Annotated in this window: 15 protein-coding genes and 1 pseudogene; all 16 read left to right on the forward strand. The window is 37.4% G+C overall.

Annotated elements, in window-relative coordinates:
* Nucleotides 1-104: 104 nt before the first annotated feature.
* Entirely contained in the window at nt 105-1,067 is a 963-nt protein-coding gene (locus tag L2717_RS03395; RefSeq protein WP_220774255.1) for a Wzz/FepE/Etk N-terminal domain-containing protein, read from the forward strand.
* Nucleotides 1,068-1,278: 211 nt separating this feature from the next.
* The gene (gene rfbB, locus L2717_RS03400; protein WP_220774254.1) at nt 1,279-2,343 is read left to right on the forward strand and encodes a dTDP-glucose 4,6-dehydratase; all 1,065 of its coding nucleotides are present in this window, start codon (nt 1,279-1,281) and stop codon (nt 2,341-2,343) included.
* A gap of 67 nt (nt 2,344-2,410) precedes the next feature.
* Entirely contained in the window at nt 2,411-3,280 is an 870-nt protein-coding gene (gene rfbA / locus L2717_RS03405) for a glucose-1-phosphate thymidylyltransferase RfbA (protein ID WP_220774253.1), read from the forward strand.
* A gap of 2 nt (nt 3,281-3,282) precedes the next feature.
* On the forward strand, nt 3,283-4,158 hold the full coding sequence (gene rfbD, locus L2717_RS03410; protein WP_220774252.1) for a dTDP-4-dehydrorhamnose reductase: 876 nt from the start codon (nt 3,283-3,285) through the stop codon (nt 4,156-4,158).
* Nucleotides 4,159-4,713, forward strand: coding sequence for a dTDP-4-dehydrorhamnose 3,5-epimerase (rfbC, locus tag L2717_RS03415; protein ID WP_220774251.1), 555 nt, complete (start codon nt 4,159-4,161; stop codon nt 4,711-4,713).
* Complete coding sequence (locus tag L2717_RS03420) at nt 4,706-5,974, forward strand: flippase (protein ID WP_248937976.1); 1,269 nt, start codon at nt 4,706-4,708, stop codon at nt 5,972-5,974. Before rfbC (L2717_RS03415) ends, L2717_RS03420 begins: the two co-directional genes overlap by 8 nt.
* A complete protein-coding gene (gene glf / locus L2717_RS03425; RefSeq protein WP_248937977.1) occupies nt 5,964-7,064 on the forward strand; it encodes a UDP-galactopyranose mutase in 1,101 nt (366 codons plus the stop codon). The genes L2717_RS03420 and glf overlap by 11 nt, the downstream gene beginning before the upstream one ends.
* The gene (locus L2717_RS03430) at nt 7,064-8,026 is read left to right on the forward strand and encodes a hypothetical protein (RefSeq protein WP_248937978.1); all 963 of its coding nucleotides are present in this window, start codon (nt 7,064-7,066) and stop codon (nt 8,024-8,026) included. The genes glf and L2717_RS03430 overlap by 1 nt, the downstream gene beginning before the upstream one ends.
* 1,300 nt (nt 8,027-9,326) lie before the next feature.
* A complete protein-coding gene (locus L2717_RS03435; RefSeq protein WP_248937979.1) occupies nt 9,327-10,274 on the forward strand; it encodes a glycosyltransferase family 2 protein in 948 nt (315 codons plus the stop codon).
* Nucleotides 10,267-11,253, forward strand: a complete 987-nt coding sequence (locus L2717_RS03440; protein ID WP_248937980.1) for an EpsG family protein — start codon at nt 10,267-10,269, stop codon at nt 11,251-11,253. Before L2717_RS03435 ends, L2717_RS03440 begins: the two co-directional genes overlap by 8 nt.
* Before the next feature lie 245 nt (nt 11,254-11,498).
* Nucleotides 11,499-12,389, forward strand: a complete 891-nt coding sequence (locus tag L2717_RS03445) for a glycosyltransferase (RefSeq protein ID WP_248937981.1) — start codon at nt 11,499-11,501, stop codon at nt 12,387-12,389.
* A 14-nt stretch (nt 12,390-12,403) separates the two neighbouring features.
* The gene (locus L2717_RS03450; protein ID WP_220774478.1) at nt 12,404-13,342 is read left to right on the forward strand and encodes an NAD-dependent epimerase/dehydratase family protein; all 939 of its coding nucleotides are present in this window, start codon (nt 12,404-12,406) and stop codon (nt 13,340-13,342) included.
* Complete coding sequence (locus tag L2717_RS03455) at nt 13,339-13,887, forward strand: sugar transferase (protein WP_220774479.1); 549 nt, start codon at nt 13,339-13,341, stop codon at nt 13,885-13,887. Before L2717_RS03450 ends, L2717_RS03455 begins: the two co-directional genes overlap by 4 nt.
* Before the next feature lie 362 nt (nt 13,888-14,249).
* Complete coding sequence (locus tag L2717_RS03460) at nt 14,250-16,190, forward strand: polysaccharide biosynthesis protein (protein ID WP_220774480.1); 1,941 nt, start codon at nt 14,250-14,252, stop codon at nt 16,188-16,190.
* A gap of 84 nt (nt 16,191-16,274) precedes the next feature.
* Nucleotides 16,275-17,192, forward strand: a pseudogene (locus L2717_RS18175) (sugar nucleotidyltransferase).
* A complete protein-coding gene (gene rfbC / locus L2717_RS03475) occupies nt 17,182-17,721 on the forward strand; it encodes a dTDP-4-dehydrorhamnose 3,5-epimerase (protein WP_220774481.1) in 540 nt (179 codons plus the stop codon). The pseudogene L2717_RS18175 and the gene rfbC (L2717_RS03475) overlap by 11 nt, the downstream one beginning before the upstream one ends.

Consider the following 17,721-nt stretch of genomic DNA (forward strand, 5'->3'; position numbering starts at 1 on the left):
CGGAACATCATCTACATTACTGTTCCGTCTTCTCTCGTTGTGAGCGAAGCGTTCTATTAACCATTAATCGTATAAGAGAACTCAAATAACGAGATAAGTTTTAAATGCCCAATAAAATAAACAAATATATGCAAGATGCAACGTTTCCGTCGGCAGCACAGGATGACGAAATCGATCTGCGCGAGCTTTTCTCAGTTATTTGGCAAGGTAAATGGCTAATTATCGCTGTTACAGCTGTATTTGCTATTAGCGCGATTATTTTTGCCATAAAACAACCCAATATCTATAAATCCGAAGCTTTATTAGCCCCTGCATCTGAAGAACAAAGCGGTGGTTTAAGTGCGTTAGCATCGCAGTTTGGCGGCTTAGCCAGCTTAGCTGGAGTAAATTTAGCTGCAAAAGGCGGTGTCGATAAAACCCAAATGGCAATCGAGGTGATAAAATCACGCCAATTTGCTGCGGATTTTATTCAAAAGCATAATATTCTGCCCGATTTAATGGCAGCAAAAGCGTGGGATATTGCCCAGGACAAACTTATTTATGATCCTGAACTTTACGATGCACAAGCCAACACATGGGTCCGTGAAGTAAAAGCGCCGTTCAGGCCTGAGCCTTCAATGCAAGAAGCTTTTAAAGTGTTTAGCAAAGTTGTCGTGGTTAATACTGCTAAAGAGACTGGCATGGTGACTATTGCTGTTGAACATTTATCACCAACAGTCGCACAGCAGTGGATTATTTGGCTAGTTCAAGATATTAATAAAACGATGAAAGATCGCGATGTTGCCGAGGCTAATCGTAGTCGTGAGTTTTTAAGTCAACAAATTGCCTTAACAAATGTTGCGGACATAAAAACAATCCTCTACAAGCTGATTGAAGAGCAGGCTAAAACTATTATGTTTGCCGAAGTACGTGATGAGTACGTATTTAAAACTATCGACCCCGCTTTCGTCCCTGAAGAAAAAGCTAAACCCAAACGCGCATTAATTTGCGTATTAGGCACTATGCTCGGCGGGATGCTCGGCATAATGTTTGTATTAGTAAGACATTTTTTTAGGAAAGGAGATTGAAATATCTCTAAAAAAGCCTATTGGGACAGTTTCAATAAAAAAGTAAAACCTAGGCTCTATAGGGGACAGTGAGAAGTCGATTGTCTCAAAATGGATGAAATATGTCTCAGTTTGATTTGTAAGGCTGAGATAAAAAGTGAAAAATTTCTGCGTTTGTCATTCTATATTTGCCATTGACTATGGCTAAACTCAACGATTTTGGTAGTAAATAATGAAAATACTTGTCACAGGTGGTGCAGGCTTTATTGGTTCTGCTGTTGTTCGTCACATTATCAATAATACTCAAGATTCTGTTATTAATGTTGATAAATTAACTTATGCAGGCAACCTTGAATCACTTGTAAACGTAGAAAAAAATGAACGATACATTTTCGAGCAAGTTGATATTTGTGACAGAGCAGAACTCGATAGAGTATTTGCACATTACCAACCTGATGCAGTCATGCATTTGGCGGCAGAGTCTCATGTGGACCGTTCTATTACAGGTCCAAGTGATTTTATTCAAACCAATATTGTTGGCACTTATACGTTACTTGAATCGACTCGCGAGTATTGGAATGGTTTATCTGAGCAATCAAAGAAAGCGTTTCGTTTCCATCATATCTCTACTGATGAAGTGTATGGTGATTTGCCGCATCCTGATGAGCAAGACGGTGAGCTGCCATTATTTACTGAAAATACGTCTTATGCACCAAGCAGCCCTTATTCAGCATCAAAAGCAGCAAGCGATCATTTAGTCAGAGCATGGTTACGCACTTATGGTTTGCCTACTGTGGTGACTAACTGCTCGAATAACTACGGCCCGAATCATTTCCCCGAAAAGTTAATCCCGCTAGTGATTTTGAATGCACTAGAAGGCAAGCCATTACCCATTTACGGTAAAGGTGATCAAATTCGCGATTGGCTTTTCGTTGAAGATCATGCTCGTGCCCTCTATAAAGTAGTCACCTCAGGGAATGTTGGAGAGACATACAATATCGGTGGACATAACGAAAAGCAGAACCTTGAAGTGGTACAGACGATTTGCACTATTTTAGATGTTCTAGTGCCTAAAGATACGCCTTACTCAAAGCAAATTACTTATGTGACAGATAGACCAGGCCACGACCGCCGCTATGCAATTGATGCAACTAAGATGAGTGATGAGCTTAACTGGCAACCAGAAGAAACCTTTGAAACAGGCCTTCGTAAAACCATTGAATGGTATTTAGCGAATCAAGAGTGGTGTCAACATGTACAAGATGGCACTTACCAACGCGAGCGTTTAGGCATTTAATCTATCTTTTTTAATGCCCTAGAGTCCCATAAACCTAGGGTCTATTTATGTAGGAACTGATTTTACTATGAAAGGAATTATTTTAGCTGGGGGCTCTGGTACGCGTTTGTATCCATTAACTCGTGGTGTCTCTAAACAGTTATTGCCGATTTATGATAAACCGATGATTTATTATCCCTTATCAACGCTTATGTTAGCGGGTATTAGAGATATATTAATTATCACAACTCCAGAAGATAATGAAAGCTTTAAACGTTTACTTGGCAATGGCTCAGATTTTGGCATCAATTTAAGTTACGCCGTACAGCCATCACCTGATGGCTTAGCACAAGCATTTATCATCGGAGAAGAATTTATTGGCGATGATAATGTTTGCTTAGTGCTAGGTGATAATATTTTCTATGGTCAGTCTTTTTCAAAAACACTCAAAAATGCCGCTTCGCGTGAGTCAGGTGCTACTGTTTTTGGTTATCAAGTGAAAGACCCCGAGCGTTTTGGTGTGGTGGAATTTGATGCAGATATGAAAGCCATTTCTATTGAAGAAAAGCCAGCCAAGCCTAAATCTAATTACGCCGTCACAGGACTCTATTTTTACGACAATAAAGTGGTGGAATTGGCTAAACAGGTTAAACCTTCCCATCGGGGCGAGCTAGAAATAACTACTCTCAATGAGATGTATCTGAATGCTGGTGAGTTAAATGTGGAATTGCTCGGTCGCGGTTTTGCATGGTTAGACACAGGTACGCACGAAAGTTTGCATGAAGCGTCTTCTTTTGTACAAACCATAGAACATGTACAAGGCCTAAAAGTGGCTTGCCTAGAAGAGATCGCGTGGCGTAATGATTGGTTAAGCTCAGAACAACTCTCTGGATTGGCCAAACCAATGATGAAAAATAACTATGGTCAATACTTGGATCGTTTAGCTAACGGGGCTTAAGTATGAAAATATTAATCGCGGGTAAAAATGGCCAGGTTGGTAGATGTTTAGTCAATCTACTCGAAGCACAGACTGAGCTAACCTTTTTAGCATTAGGTCGTGAAGAGCTTGATATCGCCGACCGAATTCAAGTTGATAAAATTGTCAGCGAGTTTCAGCCTAATATAATCATCAATGCAGCAGCTTATACCGCTGTCGATAAAGCTGAACAAGAAAGTGAATTAGCCAACGCTATCAATAGAGACGGTCCACATAATCTTGCGCATGCGGCAAATAATATCAATGCAGCTATCATCCATATTTCGACCGATTATGTTTTCAATGGCGATAGCATAGAGAGCTATACGGAGTCAGATACGACCGCTCCTCAAGGGGAATACGGTCGTAGTAAGTTAGCTGGTGAGCAAGCTGTTGCTCAAGCTTGTCCTAAACATATTATATTGAGAACAGCATGGGTCTTTGGTGAGCACGGGAATAATTTTGTTAAAACCATGCTACGCCTTGCTAAAACCAGAGAGTCGTTAGGTGTTGTCGCTGATCAGTTTGGCGGACCTACTTATGCGGGTGATATAGCAAACGCCATACTCACTATCTCAAAGCAAATAGCACGAGATAGCCATGTTTATGGTATTTATCATTTTTCTGGTTTCCCGCATGTCAATTGGCATACTTTTGCAGAAAAAATATTTGAAATAGCATTGGAGCAAAATGTACTTGTCCAACCTATTCAAGTTAATCCAATAACAACACTAGACTATCCAACACCAGCTAAACGCCCTGCAAACTCACGTTTAAATTGTGACAAGATTCATAATGCATTTGGCATTAAGCAAAGTGACTGGCAAGCGGCATTAGTGCGAATTAAAGAGTATTCATAAATGAAAGTTATTGATACAACCATTGCGGACGTTAAAATCATCGAACCAGCAGTCTTTGGGGATGAACGTGGTTTCTTTATGGAAACCTGGAGTCAGCAAAAGTTTGAAGAACTTGTAACAGGTAAAGAAACACATTTTGTGCAGGACAATCACTCTAAGTCCAAGCAAGGCATCTTACGCGGTTTGCATTATCAGAGCGTCAATACTCAAGGTAAACTAGTGCGTGTCGTGTCTGGTGAGGTATTTGACGTTGCGGTAGATATACGCAAAGGTTCTCCAACATTTGGTCAATGGGTAGGTGTATATCTGTCCGCAGAAAATAAACGTCAATTATGGGTGCCTGAAGGCTTCGCACACGGTTTTTACGTGACAAGTGAAGAAGCTGAATTTGTATACAAGTGTACAAACTATTATAATCCAGCATCTGAAATCTCTATTGCTTGGAATGATACTGATATCGGTATCGAATGGCCTTTTACTACAAAACCAATGCTATCAGAAAAAGATAACAATGCTATGAGCCTCGAGTCGTATAAAGGCAAGTTAAATGCTTGATAGCGTAATAATAAAGAATATATCTTCTTTATTTAGTTTGAAAATTGCTGGTTATATTATTCCGCTGATCACATTACCCTATTTAGTTAGGGTATTAGAACCTGTTGGGTATGGAACGTTTGCTTTTTGTTTAGCGATCATTCAATACTTTTCAATCGCAGTTAATTATGGTTTTGATCTCTCAGCAACTAAAAGAATTGCGGAAAGTAAAAGTGATAAATTAAAAATCAGTGTCATATATTGGAATATCCTAGTCGCTAGACTATTAATTGCAATAATAGGATTTGGGGTTTTATGTTTACTTCCTTTTCTTTTTGAAGGCATTGATGCGATATTTTTTATATTATTAATATCATATCTAACAGTGCTTGGTGATGCTATCTTTCCACAATGGCTTTTTCAGGGTAAAGAGCAATTAGGGAAAATTTCAATTATAAGAGTCATATCCCAATTGATCAGTATCCCATTGCTATTCTTACTAGTGAAAAGTCCTGAAGATATTTGGATAACGGCATTGTTAACAACTTTGCCTCCTCTTATTACGGCTTTAGTTTCTTCTTACTTAATTCGCCATCGACGTTGGGTTGTATGGTGTAAACCAACATTTAGTGGAATGAAAGGGCAACTAGCTGATGGTTGGCATTTATTTATTTCAAGTGCTGCTATTAGTTTGTACACAACAAGTACGACAGTCATTTTAGGTATCATAGGGGGGCCCGTAAGTGTCGCAGTTTATGTATCTGCAAATAAATTATTGCAAGCCGGACTAAGTGTCTATTCTCCTTTGACCGCGTCTTTTTATCCTCGAATAAATAGTCTAATGGCTGAAAGCAAGACGAAAGCAGTAGAGTTAATTAAATATGTATTAAAGTTACAGATAAAAATCACTCTTTTGATTGGTTTGGGGATGTACTATTTTTCTCCCTTTGCCGTTAAGATACTTTTTGGTGAAGAGTATGAGAGAAGTGCTGATATACTGCAAATAATGTCTGTCTTACCTTTTATCATCGGTCTTAGTAATGTGTTCGGCGTACTAGTTTTATTAACTCATAATTACAAAAAAGAGTTTTCTATAATTCTTATGCTTTCTGGTTTATTTAGTTTAATCAGCTTAGTTCCATTAAGTTATTTTTATGATGCAGAAGGTGCTGCAATATCTGTTGTCATCACTGAGTCTATAGTGACGTTATTAATGTTTTTCACAATAAAAAAATACCAGATACCTGTGTTTAAAAAATTTAGGATAAATAATGAAGTATGATTATTTGATAGTAGGAGCCGGTTTGTTTGGCTCTGTGTGTGCAAAAGAGCTAACCGCCAAAGGTAAGAGAGTGTTAGTTATAGATAAACGTACACATATAGGTGGTAATATCTATACTGAAGATAATGATGGTATTCAAGTTCATAAATACGGTGCGCACATATTCCATACAAATGATAAAGACATATGGGATTATGTAAATTCTTTAGTTGAATTTAATCGGTTCACTAATTCACCATTAGCTAATTATGAAGGTGATTTATACAATTTACCATTCAATATGAATACTTTTTATCAGCTTTGGGGCACTAAAACACCTCAAGAAGCTAAAGATAAGATGTTAGAACAAACAAAAGAGCTAAATGGAAAATCACCAGATAATCTTGAAGAACAAGCTATTTCTCTTGTTGGCCGCGACATATACGAAAAGCTCATCAAGGGTTATACAGAAAAACAATGGGGACGCGACTGTAAAGATCTGCCTTCATTCATTATTAGACGTTTACCGGTAAGATATACTTACGATAATAATTACTTTTCTGACAAGTATCAGGGTGTGCCCATTGGTGGCTATACAAAGTTAATTGAAAAAATGTTAGCAGGTGTTGAAATTCGATTAAATATTGACTTTTTAGCTCAAAAAGAAGAGTTAATGGAATTAGCTGATAATGTTATATATACAGGTCCTATTGACGAGTATTTCAATAATAGATTAGGAAAGCTTGAATATAGATCATTAGAGTTTAAAACTAAGGTATTACAACAAGATAATTTTCAGGGTAATGCCGTTGTAAATTATACAGAAAGAGATATTCCATTTACTCGGATTATTGAGCATAAGCATTTTGATCCAGTTGATACAAAGCATACTGTTATAACTGAAGAATATCCTTCAGAGTGGAAAGTTGGTGATGAGCCGTATTATCCAATTAATGACGATAAGAATATGCTTTTATTCAAGCAATATCGTGAACTAACCAAGTCTGAAAATGTTGTTTTCGGTGGGCGCCTTGCTGAATATAAATATTACGACATGCATCAAGTGATAAGAAGTGCATTGAATACTGTTAATTCTCTAGAGTCTATATAATGAAAGATATTTACGTCATATGCCCAGGCGGTTTTGTTACTGGTGGGCCAGAACTATTGCATCAGTTTGCCCATGGCTTAAATGAACGTGGCTATAATGCATCTATGGTTTATTATCCATTTGATATTGATTTTGTCGTTCCGGAAGCTTACAAACATTATAATGTAGGTTCTATGCGGCTTAATAACGATGTACAGAAAAAAAATAGTGTTGTTGTATTACCTGAGGTTCTAACTGGTTTTAGTCGATTATTTAAAAATGCTCGTATATTTATCTGGTGGTTATCTGTTGATAATTATTTCTGTGATTTACCTAAGGGTTTTAGAGGGTGGATTAATACTTTTTTAGGCCGTAATACTCATATCAATATTCAAAAGATGGGTCGTTTTGAGCATTTGGTGCAAAGTGAGTACGCGAAGAACTTCCTTGCTCAATATGGATATCAGTCTAGCAAATTATCAGATTATTTAAATAGAGAACACTTTTTAAATAAATTTAATATCGAGAAAAAACAGAATATTATCTGTTATAACCCCAAAAAAGGCTCTGAAGTGACTCAGCGCCTGATTAATCAAAATCTCTCTTTATCTTTCATACCTATTCAGAATATGACGGCTGAACAAGTTGCTGAATTGCTTGCTAGATCAAAGATTTATATTGATTTTGGTCATCATCCTGGCAAGGATAGGATCCCTAGAGAGGCTGCGATGGCCGGTTGTATTGTTATTACAGGTGTTAAAGGAAGTGCTGGTAATGATGTAGATATTCCAGTGCCTCGAAAATACAAGCACAATGAGGATAATCCCAGTTTCTTCGCCGATGTGTCCAGAACAATTCAAGTCTCTTTGATTAACTATGAATTAGCTATTCATGACTTTGATGATTATCGAGTTCTGATTGAACTTGAACAGCATAAGTTTAATGAAGAAATTGATGAATTTATAAAGATTATAAATTATTAAACAGCTGGAATTGGTGATTATCACAGGGCAAGATCGTGAACGTTTTATAACCTAAACTCGTTTACAAAATAGACGGAAATTGAGTGTTGAATAAACAGGAATCGCTTTGTAATATATAGATTGGATTATCTTCTATACATCGCGTTTGAAAATTAACCACTCATACTCTCGCTCTGGTGATTATCATTATTGTCGGTGATAATTCATGTTGCTTAAGTTTCTTTAAAAGTAGAATTAATCTACTAATTATAAAACTTTTTTTTGAAACAACTCAACTAGATCCTTGAAGCTAGCACTAGCAGACGTGTGACTGTTGAGTTCGTGATCTCAAGCCGTCCCTCTTTCTTCCTAAGGCGGTTCTACTTGTAGTTTCTCTAGCGACATGTATCCAGCAATCAACGTTTCTGCGTCACATTGCTTACGACACCTTTGCTTAGAAATTTAAGCCGAAGATGTGAGCTCACATTTATTTGCCAAACAAACAACAGTATCGGTCCCGCAATTAACTGAACATGCCAATCAGATTTTGCTTATATTATCGAACCGCTAGTGGGTGTTTATTATTGTTTTAACAAACAAGTGGTTATATCAAAGTGGTTTTAGTTACAAAAAAAACAATTGTTTAGCGCATAAGTTTGATGAGGAAAAAGCAGAACCTTATTACGGCCTATTATCTATGGACAGGTCGAGAGCATCGATAGATCATGTTGACACTTTTACTATGTTAATTTCAGGATATATGTGCATTTTTCTCACATAGCAATTGAATTACCTTTAAAAATGTGTGTTACACCAGCTCTCGCTTTGAGCTTATGAGGCATTTCGTAATTGATTTTGTATCTTTTAATGGCTTTCGATTCAATTTTGTCGAGTAGCAACGATGCTTTCATACTCGTTCATTCATTTTGGCGTTATCAAAATTTTCGGTTAAAGTGAAAAAGTAGAAAATACTAAGGCTAGACAGGAGTAAATTTTTTGTTAAAACAATATTCGGAGGCTAAAATAGCCTATTTTGGTTATATATTTCATCGTATGACCTGCGCGAGGTACAAAAATACAAATACTCAATACTTTTGAAACCGAGCTTTACTATTACTGAGAGTCTGTACTGTGAAATTAATATTTTAATAACTTATGCTCTTGTCCTGATAAAAAGAAAATAGTTATAAGATTACCATGCACCATAAAGAAATTAACTATGCGATGGATTTAAACTATTTATGCAAATTGCTTGACTTTTTATTGCATGCAAAAAACATGTCTTACATTTTTTGATAAATTTAAAATAAATGGTTATAATATGAAAATAGCTGACGTAATAGATAGTAAAAACGATGTTTGTGGGATTGTGGCAGCATTTAACTTCGATGATAATGCAATGAATAATGCTTTACTTATCGCTAGACTAGTGGAACATCTAATAATTATTGATGATGGTAGCAAAGATAAATCTAAGTTAAACCAATTAAATGAGATGGGTCTGCACAATGTTGAAGTGATTTTATCACCAGACAATCTTGGTATTGCGAACTCACTTAATGTTGGAGCGAAACTTGCTTTGGATTTGGGATACGAATGGTGCATAACATTTGACCAAGATAGTACACCAGATAAACAAATGGTGAAACTGTTACAAAAACAACAGAAAGCATTGAGTGAGCTATACGGAGACAAAGTAGCGATTGTAGCTCCAAATATAGTTGATCAAAATGCGAATACAAAAAACTGCAAATATCTTGTTGAAAATAAAAAATTTACTTTCGTAAGAAAGTCGCCGGACGTAATTTCTAATGACGATAAAATATTAGTTGTGATTACGTCTGGTACTTTGACTAATCTAAATATTTTACATGATCTTGGTTTTTTTAAAACAGATTTATTTATTGATTATGTAGACACTGAATATTGCATGCGCCTTATTGTGAACGATTACAAAATAGGAGTTGCAAAAGATGCATTGTTAACTCACAATTTAGGTCAAAAGGAAAGAAAAAAAGTTTGTGGTGTGGAGTTTGTGCCCACCAATCATTCTGCTTTCAGAAGATATTATATCGCAAGAAATTCAATATATATGTATCGAAATTACGCTTTAAAGGTTCCATCTTGGTTCGTTTTTGATTTAATTGCAACTACTTACAATTCAATCAGAATTATTTTATGCGAAAGAGATCTATTTAATAAAGTTAAGTTTTGTGTCAGAGGTTACTTTGATGGTGTTCTAGGGCGAATGGGTAAAATTGATGATTAAGTCAGCATATAATAAAGGCTGTTTTCTAATTATTATTATTTTCTACCTGTTGTTTGTGTTATTTTACGATTTTGCTCAGTCTCGAGACTTTATCAATTACGCTGATTGGTACGCTTTTTCTGTTTCAAGTGGTATAGATAATATTTTTTTGTATAAAGATCCAATGTTTGTTGTTTTTTCTAAGTTTAGTCATTTTTTTGGTTTTGGCATGATTGGCCTTTTAGTTTTTTATGTTTTAATTTCTGCTTGGGCTAAAATAAAGCTATTGTCTGTGTTAAACGCTTCAATGTTAGTTTTAACGCTCTTCTTTGTTTTTTATTTCTGTCGTTTTTTATTTTTATTGGAGGGGACGCAATTTCGCGCCGCTGTTGCAATACCACTCGCGTCTCTTGGGGTGATTTATTACTTAGAGGGAAGTAAGAATAAGGCTAGTTTGTTGTGGGTCAGCGCATTATTATTTCATTTGTCTTCTTTTATTATATGTATTTTTTTCTTTCTATCATTAATTCTTAGTAGAAAAACAAGAGTTTTATCTTTTTTTTTATATGTTGCACTGTTTTTGTTTGCTATTTTTTTCAGTTTTGATATTTCAATCGTGGTCACATTGCCTTTGGTTGGCGAAAGATTATCAGATTATTTAAATGGCAACTATATTGTAACTTCATTAAGTTTATTTAACTCGTATCTTATTTTTAAAGTAGTAATGATATTTGTCTTTTTCTCAAAAGCTTCTGTTGTAAAAGATAAGAAAATGTTCATTTTTGGCAGTTTATCATATTTTGGGATGCTGCTTTTTGTTTTTTTTAGGGATGTGGATTCTATAGCTTTGCGGCTTCATGAATTATTTTCTCTATTCGATGCTTTGGTATTTTCATATTCAATTTATTCTTTTAAAAATAAATCTAAATTACTTTACATCATTGCTGCTTTACCTGTTCTGATTGTTTTTCTTAATTCAAGTTTAGCTATTTTAAACTGATTTAATATTAATAGTGTAGATTATTTTATTTGTACAATGTTTTTGTAGAATCATTTGAAGGCTGCGCAGAAATCTAATTATTAATTTATTAATGCGCACAAGGTAATTTAACGAGATGATGGCCAGGCTATATTTGATGTTGAATGTTCTTGCTTTAGATGTAAGAAGGCATCTAAGTGGCTTGGATGTTTACTTTTTACAGAATGATAAATGCGAACTTTTTAACTTAGTCGGTGCTTTAAAATATGAATAAAATTTGTGTTCTTTTAGCTGCATACAATGGTGAGCGATATATTAATGAACAAATAAAGTCTATATTATCTCAGAAGAATATTTGTTTAGATGTTTATATTCGTTTAGATCCCTCTACTGATGATTCTGAAAAGAGTATACAAGGCTTTGTATCAGAATTTAGTAACATTAAGGTTCTATCTGTAACTGAAGCATCAGGTGGTGCCGGCCGAAATTTCTTTCGTTTAATAATAGATGTAGATTTTTCTGAATATGATTACGTTGCTTTTGCCGATCAGGATGATATATGGTCAAATAGTAAATTAGCTAAAGCTATAGAAATGTTACAGCATTATGATTGTTATTCTGCTAACGTCACCGCATTTTGGGAGGATGGCCGCGAGGTCCTGATTGATAAAGCTCAAGCACAACGAGAGTGGGATTTCTTATTTGAAGCCGCTGGCCCTGGTTGTACTTATGTTTTTAAGCGTGAAGTAGCCATACAATTTAAAACTTGGTTACTAGAACGTTATGAAAAAATTGGTGAAGATATAACGTTGCATGACTGGTTGCTTTATGCTTTTGCACGTAGTCATGGTTATCGTTGGTTTATTGATCCTGAAGCTATGATGCGTTATCGGCAACATGCGAATAACCAAGTTGGGACTAACAACAGTTTTGTCGCTGCCAAAAAACGTTTTCTATTAATAAAAAATAAATGGTATAGAATTCAGGCGACTAACATTGCTGAATACCTACATCTGCAAAACTTACCTATTGTTAAGTATGGTTTGAAAAATGGATACCTAGGTAACTTATACTTGTTGTTGCATGTTAATAAAATTAGGCGAAGGTTGCGTGATAGAGTGGCATTATCTTTCGCACTTATATTTAATATATTCTGAGGACAGGAATTAATATGATTTTATTGACTGGATCATCGGGTTTCGTCGGTAGTGAAATTTTGAATCAGCTAACTCAACGAGCTGTTTTACCTATTCGTACCTATGGAAGGCGTGACTCTGGTAGGTTAAAAATAAGCCAGAATATGACAGTGGATCATGCCGTTGGTGATATTGGCCCCGAAGTTAATTACGCTAATGCATTGCGTGGGGTTGACGTGATCATTCATTGTGCAGCACTTGCACATATGGCTAAAAGTGATGAATTATCTTATCAGAATATCAATACTTTAGGGACCATTGAGCTTGCTAAACAAGCTCAACAAGCCAGCGCTAAGCGTTTTGTATATATCAGTTCAATAGGGGTAAATGGTCCATCGACAAAAAATATTCCATTTTCCGTTGACTCTACAGTACACCCTCATAATGCTTATGCTAAATCTAAGTATGATGCTGAAATCGGTCTTAAGAAGATAGCTGCTGAAACTGGTCTTGAAGTTGTTATTGTCCGACCAACGTTGGTTTATGGAGCCCATGCACCGGGTAACTTTGGCTCATTAATAAAACTGGTTAAGCGCATCCCAGTTCTGCCTTTTGGGCTAGCTGACAATAAGCGTGATTTTATTTCAGTAAAAAATTTAGCTGATTTACTCATAACATGTGCTTTGCATCCAAAGGCTCCGGGGCATACGTTTTTAGCTTCTGATGGTGAAACTGTTTCTATCAAAGATTTCACTAATGCAATAGCTAAAGGGCTAGATAAAAAGTTAATCCAGTTACCTATTCCTGTTAGTCTTATGAGATTAGTTGCTAGATTAGTTAGGAAGTCGGCAATGGCTGAGCAGTTATTGGGTAACTTACAGGTTGATTCATCTAATGCTCAAGAAGTCTTAGGGTGGATTCCTCCTTATACAATGGAGCAAGCAATGGCTTCACTTTCTGAGAATAAAAAATGATCCGTCTTATCGATTTTTTAGCAGCCTCCTTTGGTTTGCTGTTGCTTTGGCCGGTTTTACTTATTGTGACTGTTATTGGTATGTTTGATACTGGTTCGCCAGTGTTTGTGCAAACTCGTGTTGGAAAAAATAAAAAGCCGTTTAAACTTATTAAGTTTCGCACTATGTCAGTAGAGACTAAGTCTGTAGCAAGTCATTTAGCTAATAATGCATCGATTACAAAGCTAGGTAATTTTTTACGTAAAACTAAAATTGATGAACTTCCTCAACTAATTAATGTCGTCAAAGGTGATATGAGTTTAGTTGGCCCTCGTCCAAACCTGTTTAACCAAGAAGAATTGATTAAAGAACGCGATGCTTTGGGTGTTTATGATGTTCTTCCTGGAGTAACTGGGTTAGCACAAGTTCAGAATATTGATATGTCTACACCTAAGCTCTTAGCCGAGACAGATAAGCAGATGATAGATACGTTGAATATTAAAAACTATTTCAAGTATATCTTAATGACGGTAACAGGCAGTGGCTCGGGTGATGCGGTAAGATAGTCTATTCTATTGTGAATGTAGCGCGTGTGTATTCATTTGCTTTACATCATTAGAAATGGATATGTCTAATTGATATTGGGTATTCGAAAAGCAAGGTCTCAGTGCTGCTTGTTGCTCATTGCTATCGGCGTTTCCCTCTATCAATGAGCTCTCTTCCGCTTACGATAAACTGGCCAGAGAGAGGCCTCGATTCATTTTGTTTGTTGCTAAAAGTACCCCTTTCACTGTAAACAGCTCGATAGGATTGCCACTCAAGTCAACCATGGTGCTATAATCCCCAACCTTGCATGTTGAGACTATTCAGTGTCAGATTGCTAAACTTTTTTGGCTAAATTATGAATGTTGTTTATTTGGAGCGAAAAATGGAGTTTTTGCAGTGTTTATTTCGTTTAAAGCGTGGCCACAAACGTGTGGTGAGCGTTGTTGTTGATTCGGTGTTCCTTTGCTTTGCTTTTTGGGCGGCATTATTCGTACGCGTTGACGATATCAATGTGCTCACTAATGGTGCTTATTGGGCACTGCTCATCGCTGTTGTTCCGTTGAGTATTGTGGGATTTGCTAAGTTGGGCTTATATCGTGCAGTGTTACGTTATATGGGTCTACAAGCTCTTACCGCCATTCTGCTTGGCGTGGTTGCTTCAACAATTGCGTTAGTTATCGTTGCCTATTATTCTGAGGCGCAATTACCCCGCACAGTACCGATTATCTACGCTGCGTTTTCGTTAGTTTTTGTGGGGGGGACTCGTGCCATGGTTCGCTCATTTGCGGGCTCAGGTATGAAGCGTATTGGTGAACCTGTGATTATTTACGGCGCCGGTGTAAGTGGGCGCCAATTAGTTACTTCGTTAGCCCAGAGTCATGAATATTATCCCTTCGCATTTGTTGATGACGATATGACCTTACATGGCACGGTTATTCAAGGAGTGCATGTTCATTCGCCTTCTATTATAAAAAAGCTTATCTCACAAAAAACGGCTACTAAGGTGTTGTTGGCAATGCCTAGTGCATCGCGATCTCGTCGACAAGAGATTTTATTACAACTTGAGCCCTTAGCCGTTCAAGTATTAACCTTACCCTCGATGGCTGATTTGGTTAATGGCACAAAATTATATAGTGACATTAAAGAAGTCGAAATTGATGATTTATTAGGTCGAGATGCGGTTAACCCGCGAAGCGACCTTCTAAGTGCGAATATTCGTAATAAAGTGGTGATGGTAACCGGTGCTGGCGGCTCAATTGGTTCTGAACTTTGTCGGCAAATCCTCAAGCAACGTCCTAAAAAATTAATCCTATTTGAGCTATCGGAATATGGCCTATATGCCATAGAACGCGAATTACGCGCTACGGCGCATGATTTAGGTTTGGATGTTGAAATTTTTCCCATGATGGGCTCTGTTCAACGCGCAAATCGCATTGAAGCCGTGATGAAGGCTTTTAGTGTGCAGACGGTTTATCATGCCGCCGCTTACAAACATGTTCCGTTAGTTGAGCACAATGTGGTTGAAGGTGTTCGCAATAATGTGTTTGGCACCTTATATACCGCTCGAGCGGCTATAGCGGCTAATGTTGAGACCTTTGTTCTCATTTCAACGGATAAAGCGGTAAGACCGACCAATATTATGGGGACCACTAAGCGTATGGCTGAGTTGGTTCTGCAAGCGTTATCGAAGTTAGATCATAACACGCGTTTTTGTATGGTGCGTTTTGGTAACGTACTAGGATCTTCTGGTTCAGTTGTGCCTTTATTCAGGAGTCAAATCGCTAACGGTGGGCCAGTGACGGTGACACATCCTGAGATCACTCGTTTCTTTATGACCATTCCAGAGGCTTCTCAGTTAGTCATTCAGGCGGGGGCTATGGGAAAGGGCGGTGATGTGTTTGTACTGGATATGGGGAAATCAGTCAAAATAGTTGATTTAGCGGCGAAGATGATCCGCCTAAGTGGATTTGAAGTTAAAGATGAAAAAAATCCTGATGGCGATATCGCAATTGAATTTAGTGGCCTACGTCCTGGCGAAAAGCTATATGAAGAATTGCTGATTGGTGATGATGTTACCGGTACTGAGCATGAACGTATTATGACAGCCAATGAATTATGTCTGCCTTGGAATGAGCTCGATATTATTATAAATGGCTTAGATAAAGCTTGTCATGAGTTCAACCATGAGTGGATCCGCGATATTCTGCTAACCGCGCCAACAGGTTTTAATCCGACAGATGGTATTTGTGATCTTGTATGGTTACAAAAGAAATCGTTACCGCTAGTTGAAGCTAAAAAGAAAGTGGTTACTTTGTTTTCTTAGTTTTGTTTTTTTTCAAAAGCCAAATCAGGATTGATTTGGCTTTTTTTTGAATATTTTTTGTATTTTACGTCTAGAAAGCATTCCATGATGCAAGTTGTCTGTAAGCAACTCCTTCCAATATACGATAAACCGATATTTATTATCCACACGTCACCTTGATGCTGGCTAATATTCGCGATGTTTTGATTATTTGCACACCTCATTATTTGCACACCTCATTATTTATCGCTATTTCAAGCATGACTTGGCGATGGTGGTCGTTGGGGGCTTAAATTACAATATGCAGAGCAAGCGTCGCCCAAAGGATTGGCGCAAGTACTGATGATTGCGGAGTCTTTTTTAGCTGGTGAAGCTTGTGCGCTTATTCTTGGTGATAATGTTTTTTATGGCCAGCACTTAACGGCTAATTTGAATCGAGCTTGGCAAACCCAATCAAGGGCGACCGTTTTTGGTTACCATGTGGCTAATCCTCATGCCTACGGTGTCATTGAATTCAATGATACGGGTAACGTTCTTTCTATTGAGGAAAAACCTCTGCATCCTTGTTCACATTAAGCTATGCCGGGGTTTTATTTTTTTGATGGTAGAGCCACTATGTTTGCAAAAACAGTTGTGCCTTCAGCAAGAGGTGAGTTAGAAATTGTCGATGTCATTCACCACTATTTAGCATTAGGCGAATTACGAGTCGATATTTTAGGACGAGGTACCGCTTGATTAGATACTGGTACGTCGGATGCCGAGGCAACGCAATTTGTTGCCGCGATAGAGAAGCGCCAAGGTTTGAAGATTAATTGTCCGGAGGAAGTGGCATTTCACAATGGTTGGAACACTGTGTCACAATTAGCTGAATTAGCTGAATTAGCTGAATTAGCTGAATTAGCTGAATTAGCTGAATTAGCTGAATTAGCTGAATTAGCTGAATTAGCTCAACCTTTACTCAAAAGTGGTTATGGTGAGTATTTGCTCGGTTTACTCGATAAGCAGGTATTTGATGAAATGTAGTGAAACCGAGTTGGCCGAAGTGCTGGTGTTTGAACCTAAAGTATTTGGGGACAAACGAGGATTCTTTATGGAGACCTTTAGGCAATCCTATTTTGATGGCTGTTTTACGGCTAAAGGATTAAAGCCGCCTATATTTGTGCAGCAAAACCATAGTCGCTCGCAACGTAATGTCCTGCGTGGTTTACATTTCCAGCAACGTAAACCACAGGGTAAATTGGTGCGAGTCTGTGCTGGGAGCATTTTTGATGTTGCCGTGGATATACGTATCGCCTCAGCAACCTATGGTCAATGGGTGGGGCGCGTGTTGTCGGCAGAGAACCATTTGCAAATGTGGACTCCACCAGGCTTTGCTCACGGGTTTTATGTGCTCAGTGATTATGCCGATGTTATCTACCAATGTACTCAGTATTATGATCCTGAAGATGAACGTATTTTAGCTTGGAATAGCAGCGACTTTTCTATTAATTGGCCATTGAGTGCCACGCCAATTTTATCGGCGAGAGATAGCGCTGCCTGCACAACACGATAA

This window comes from Shewanella glacialipiscicola, from assembly GCF_023283485.1.
GTDB classification, from domain to species: Bacteria; Pseudomonadota; Gammaproteobacteria; order Enterobacterales; family Shewanellaceae; genus Shewanella; species Shewanella glacialipiscicola.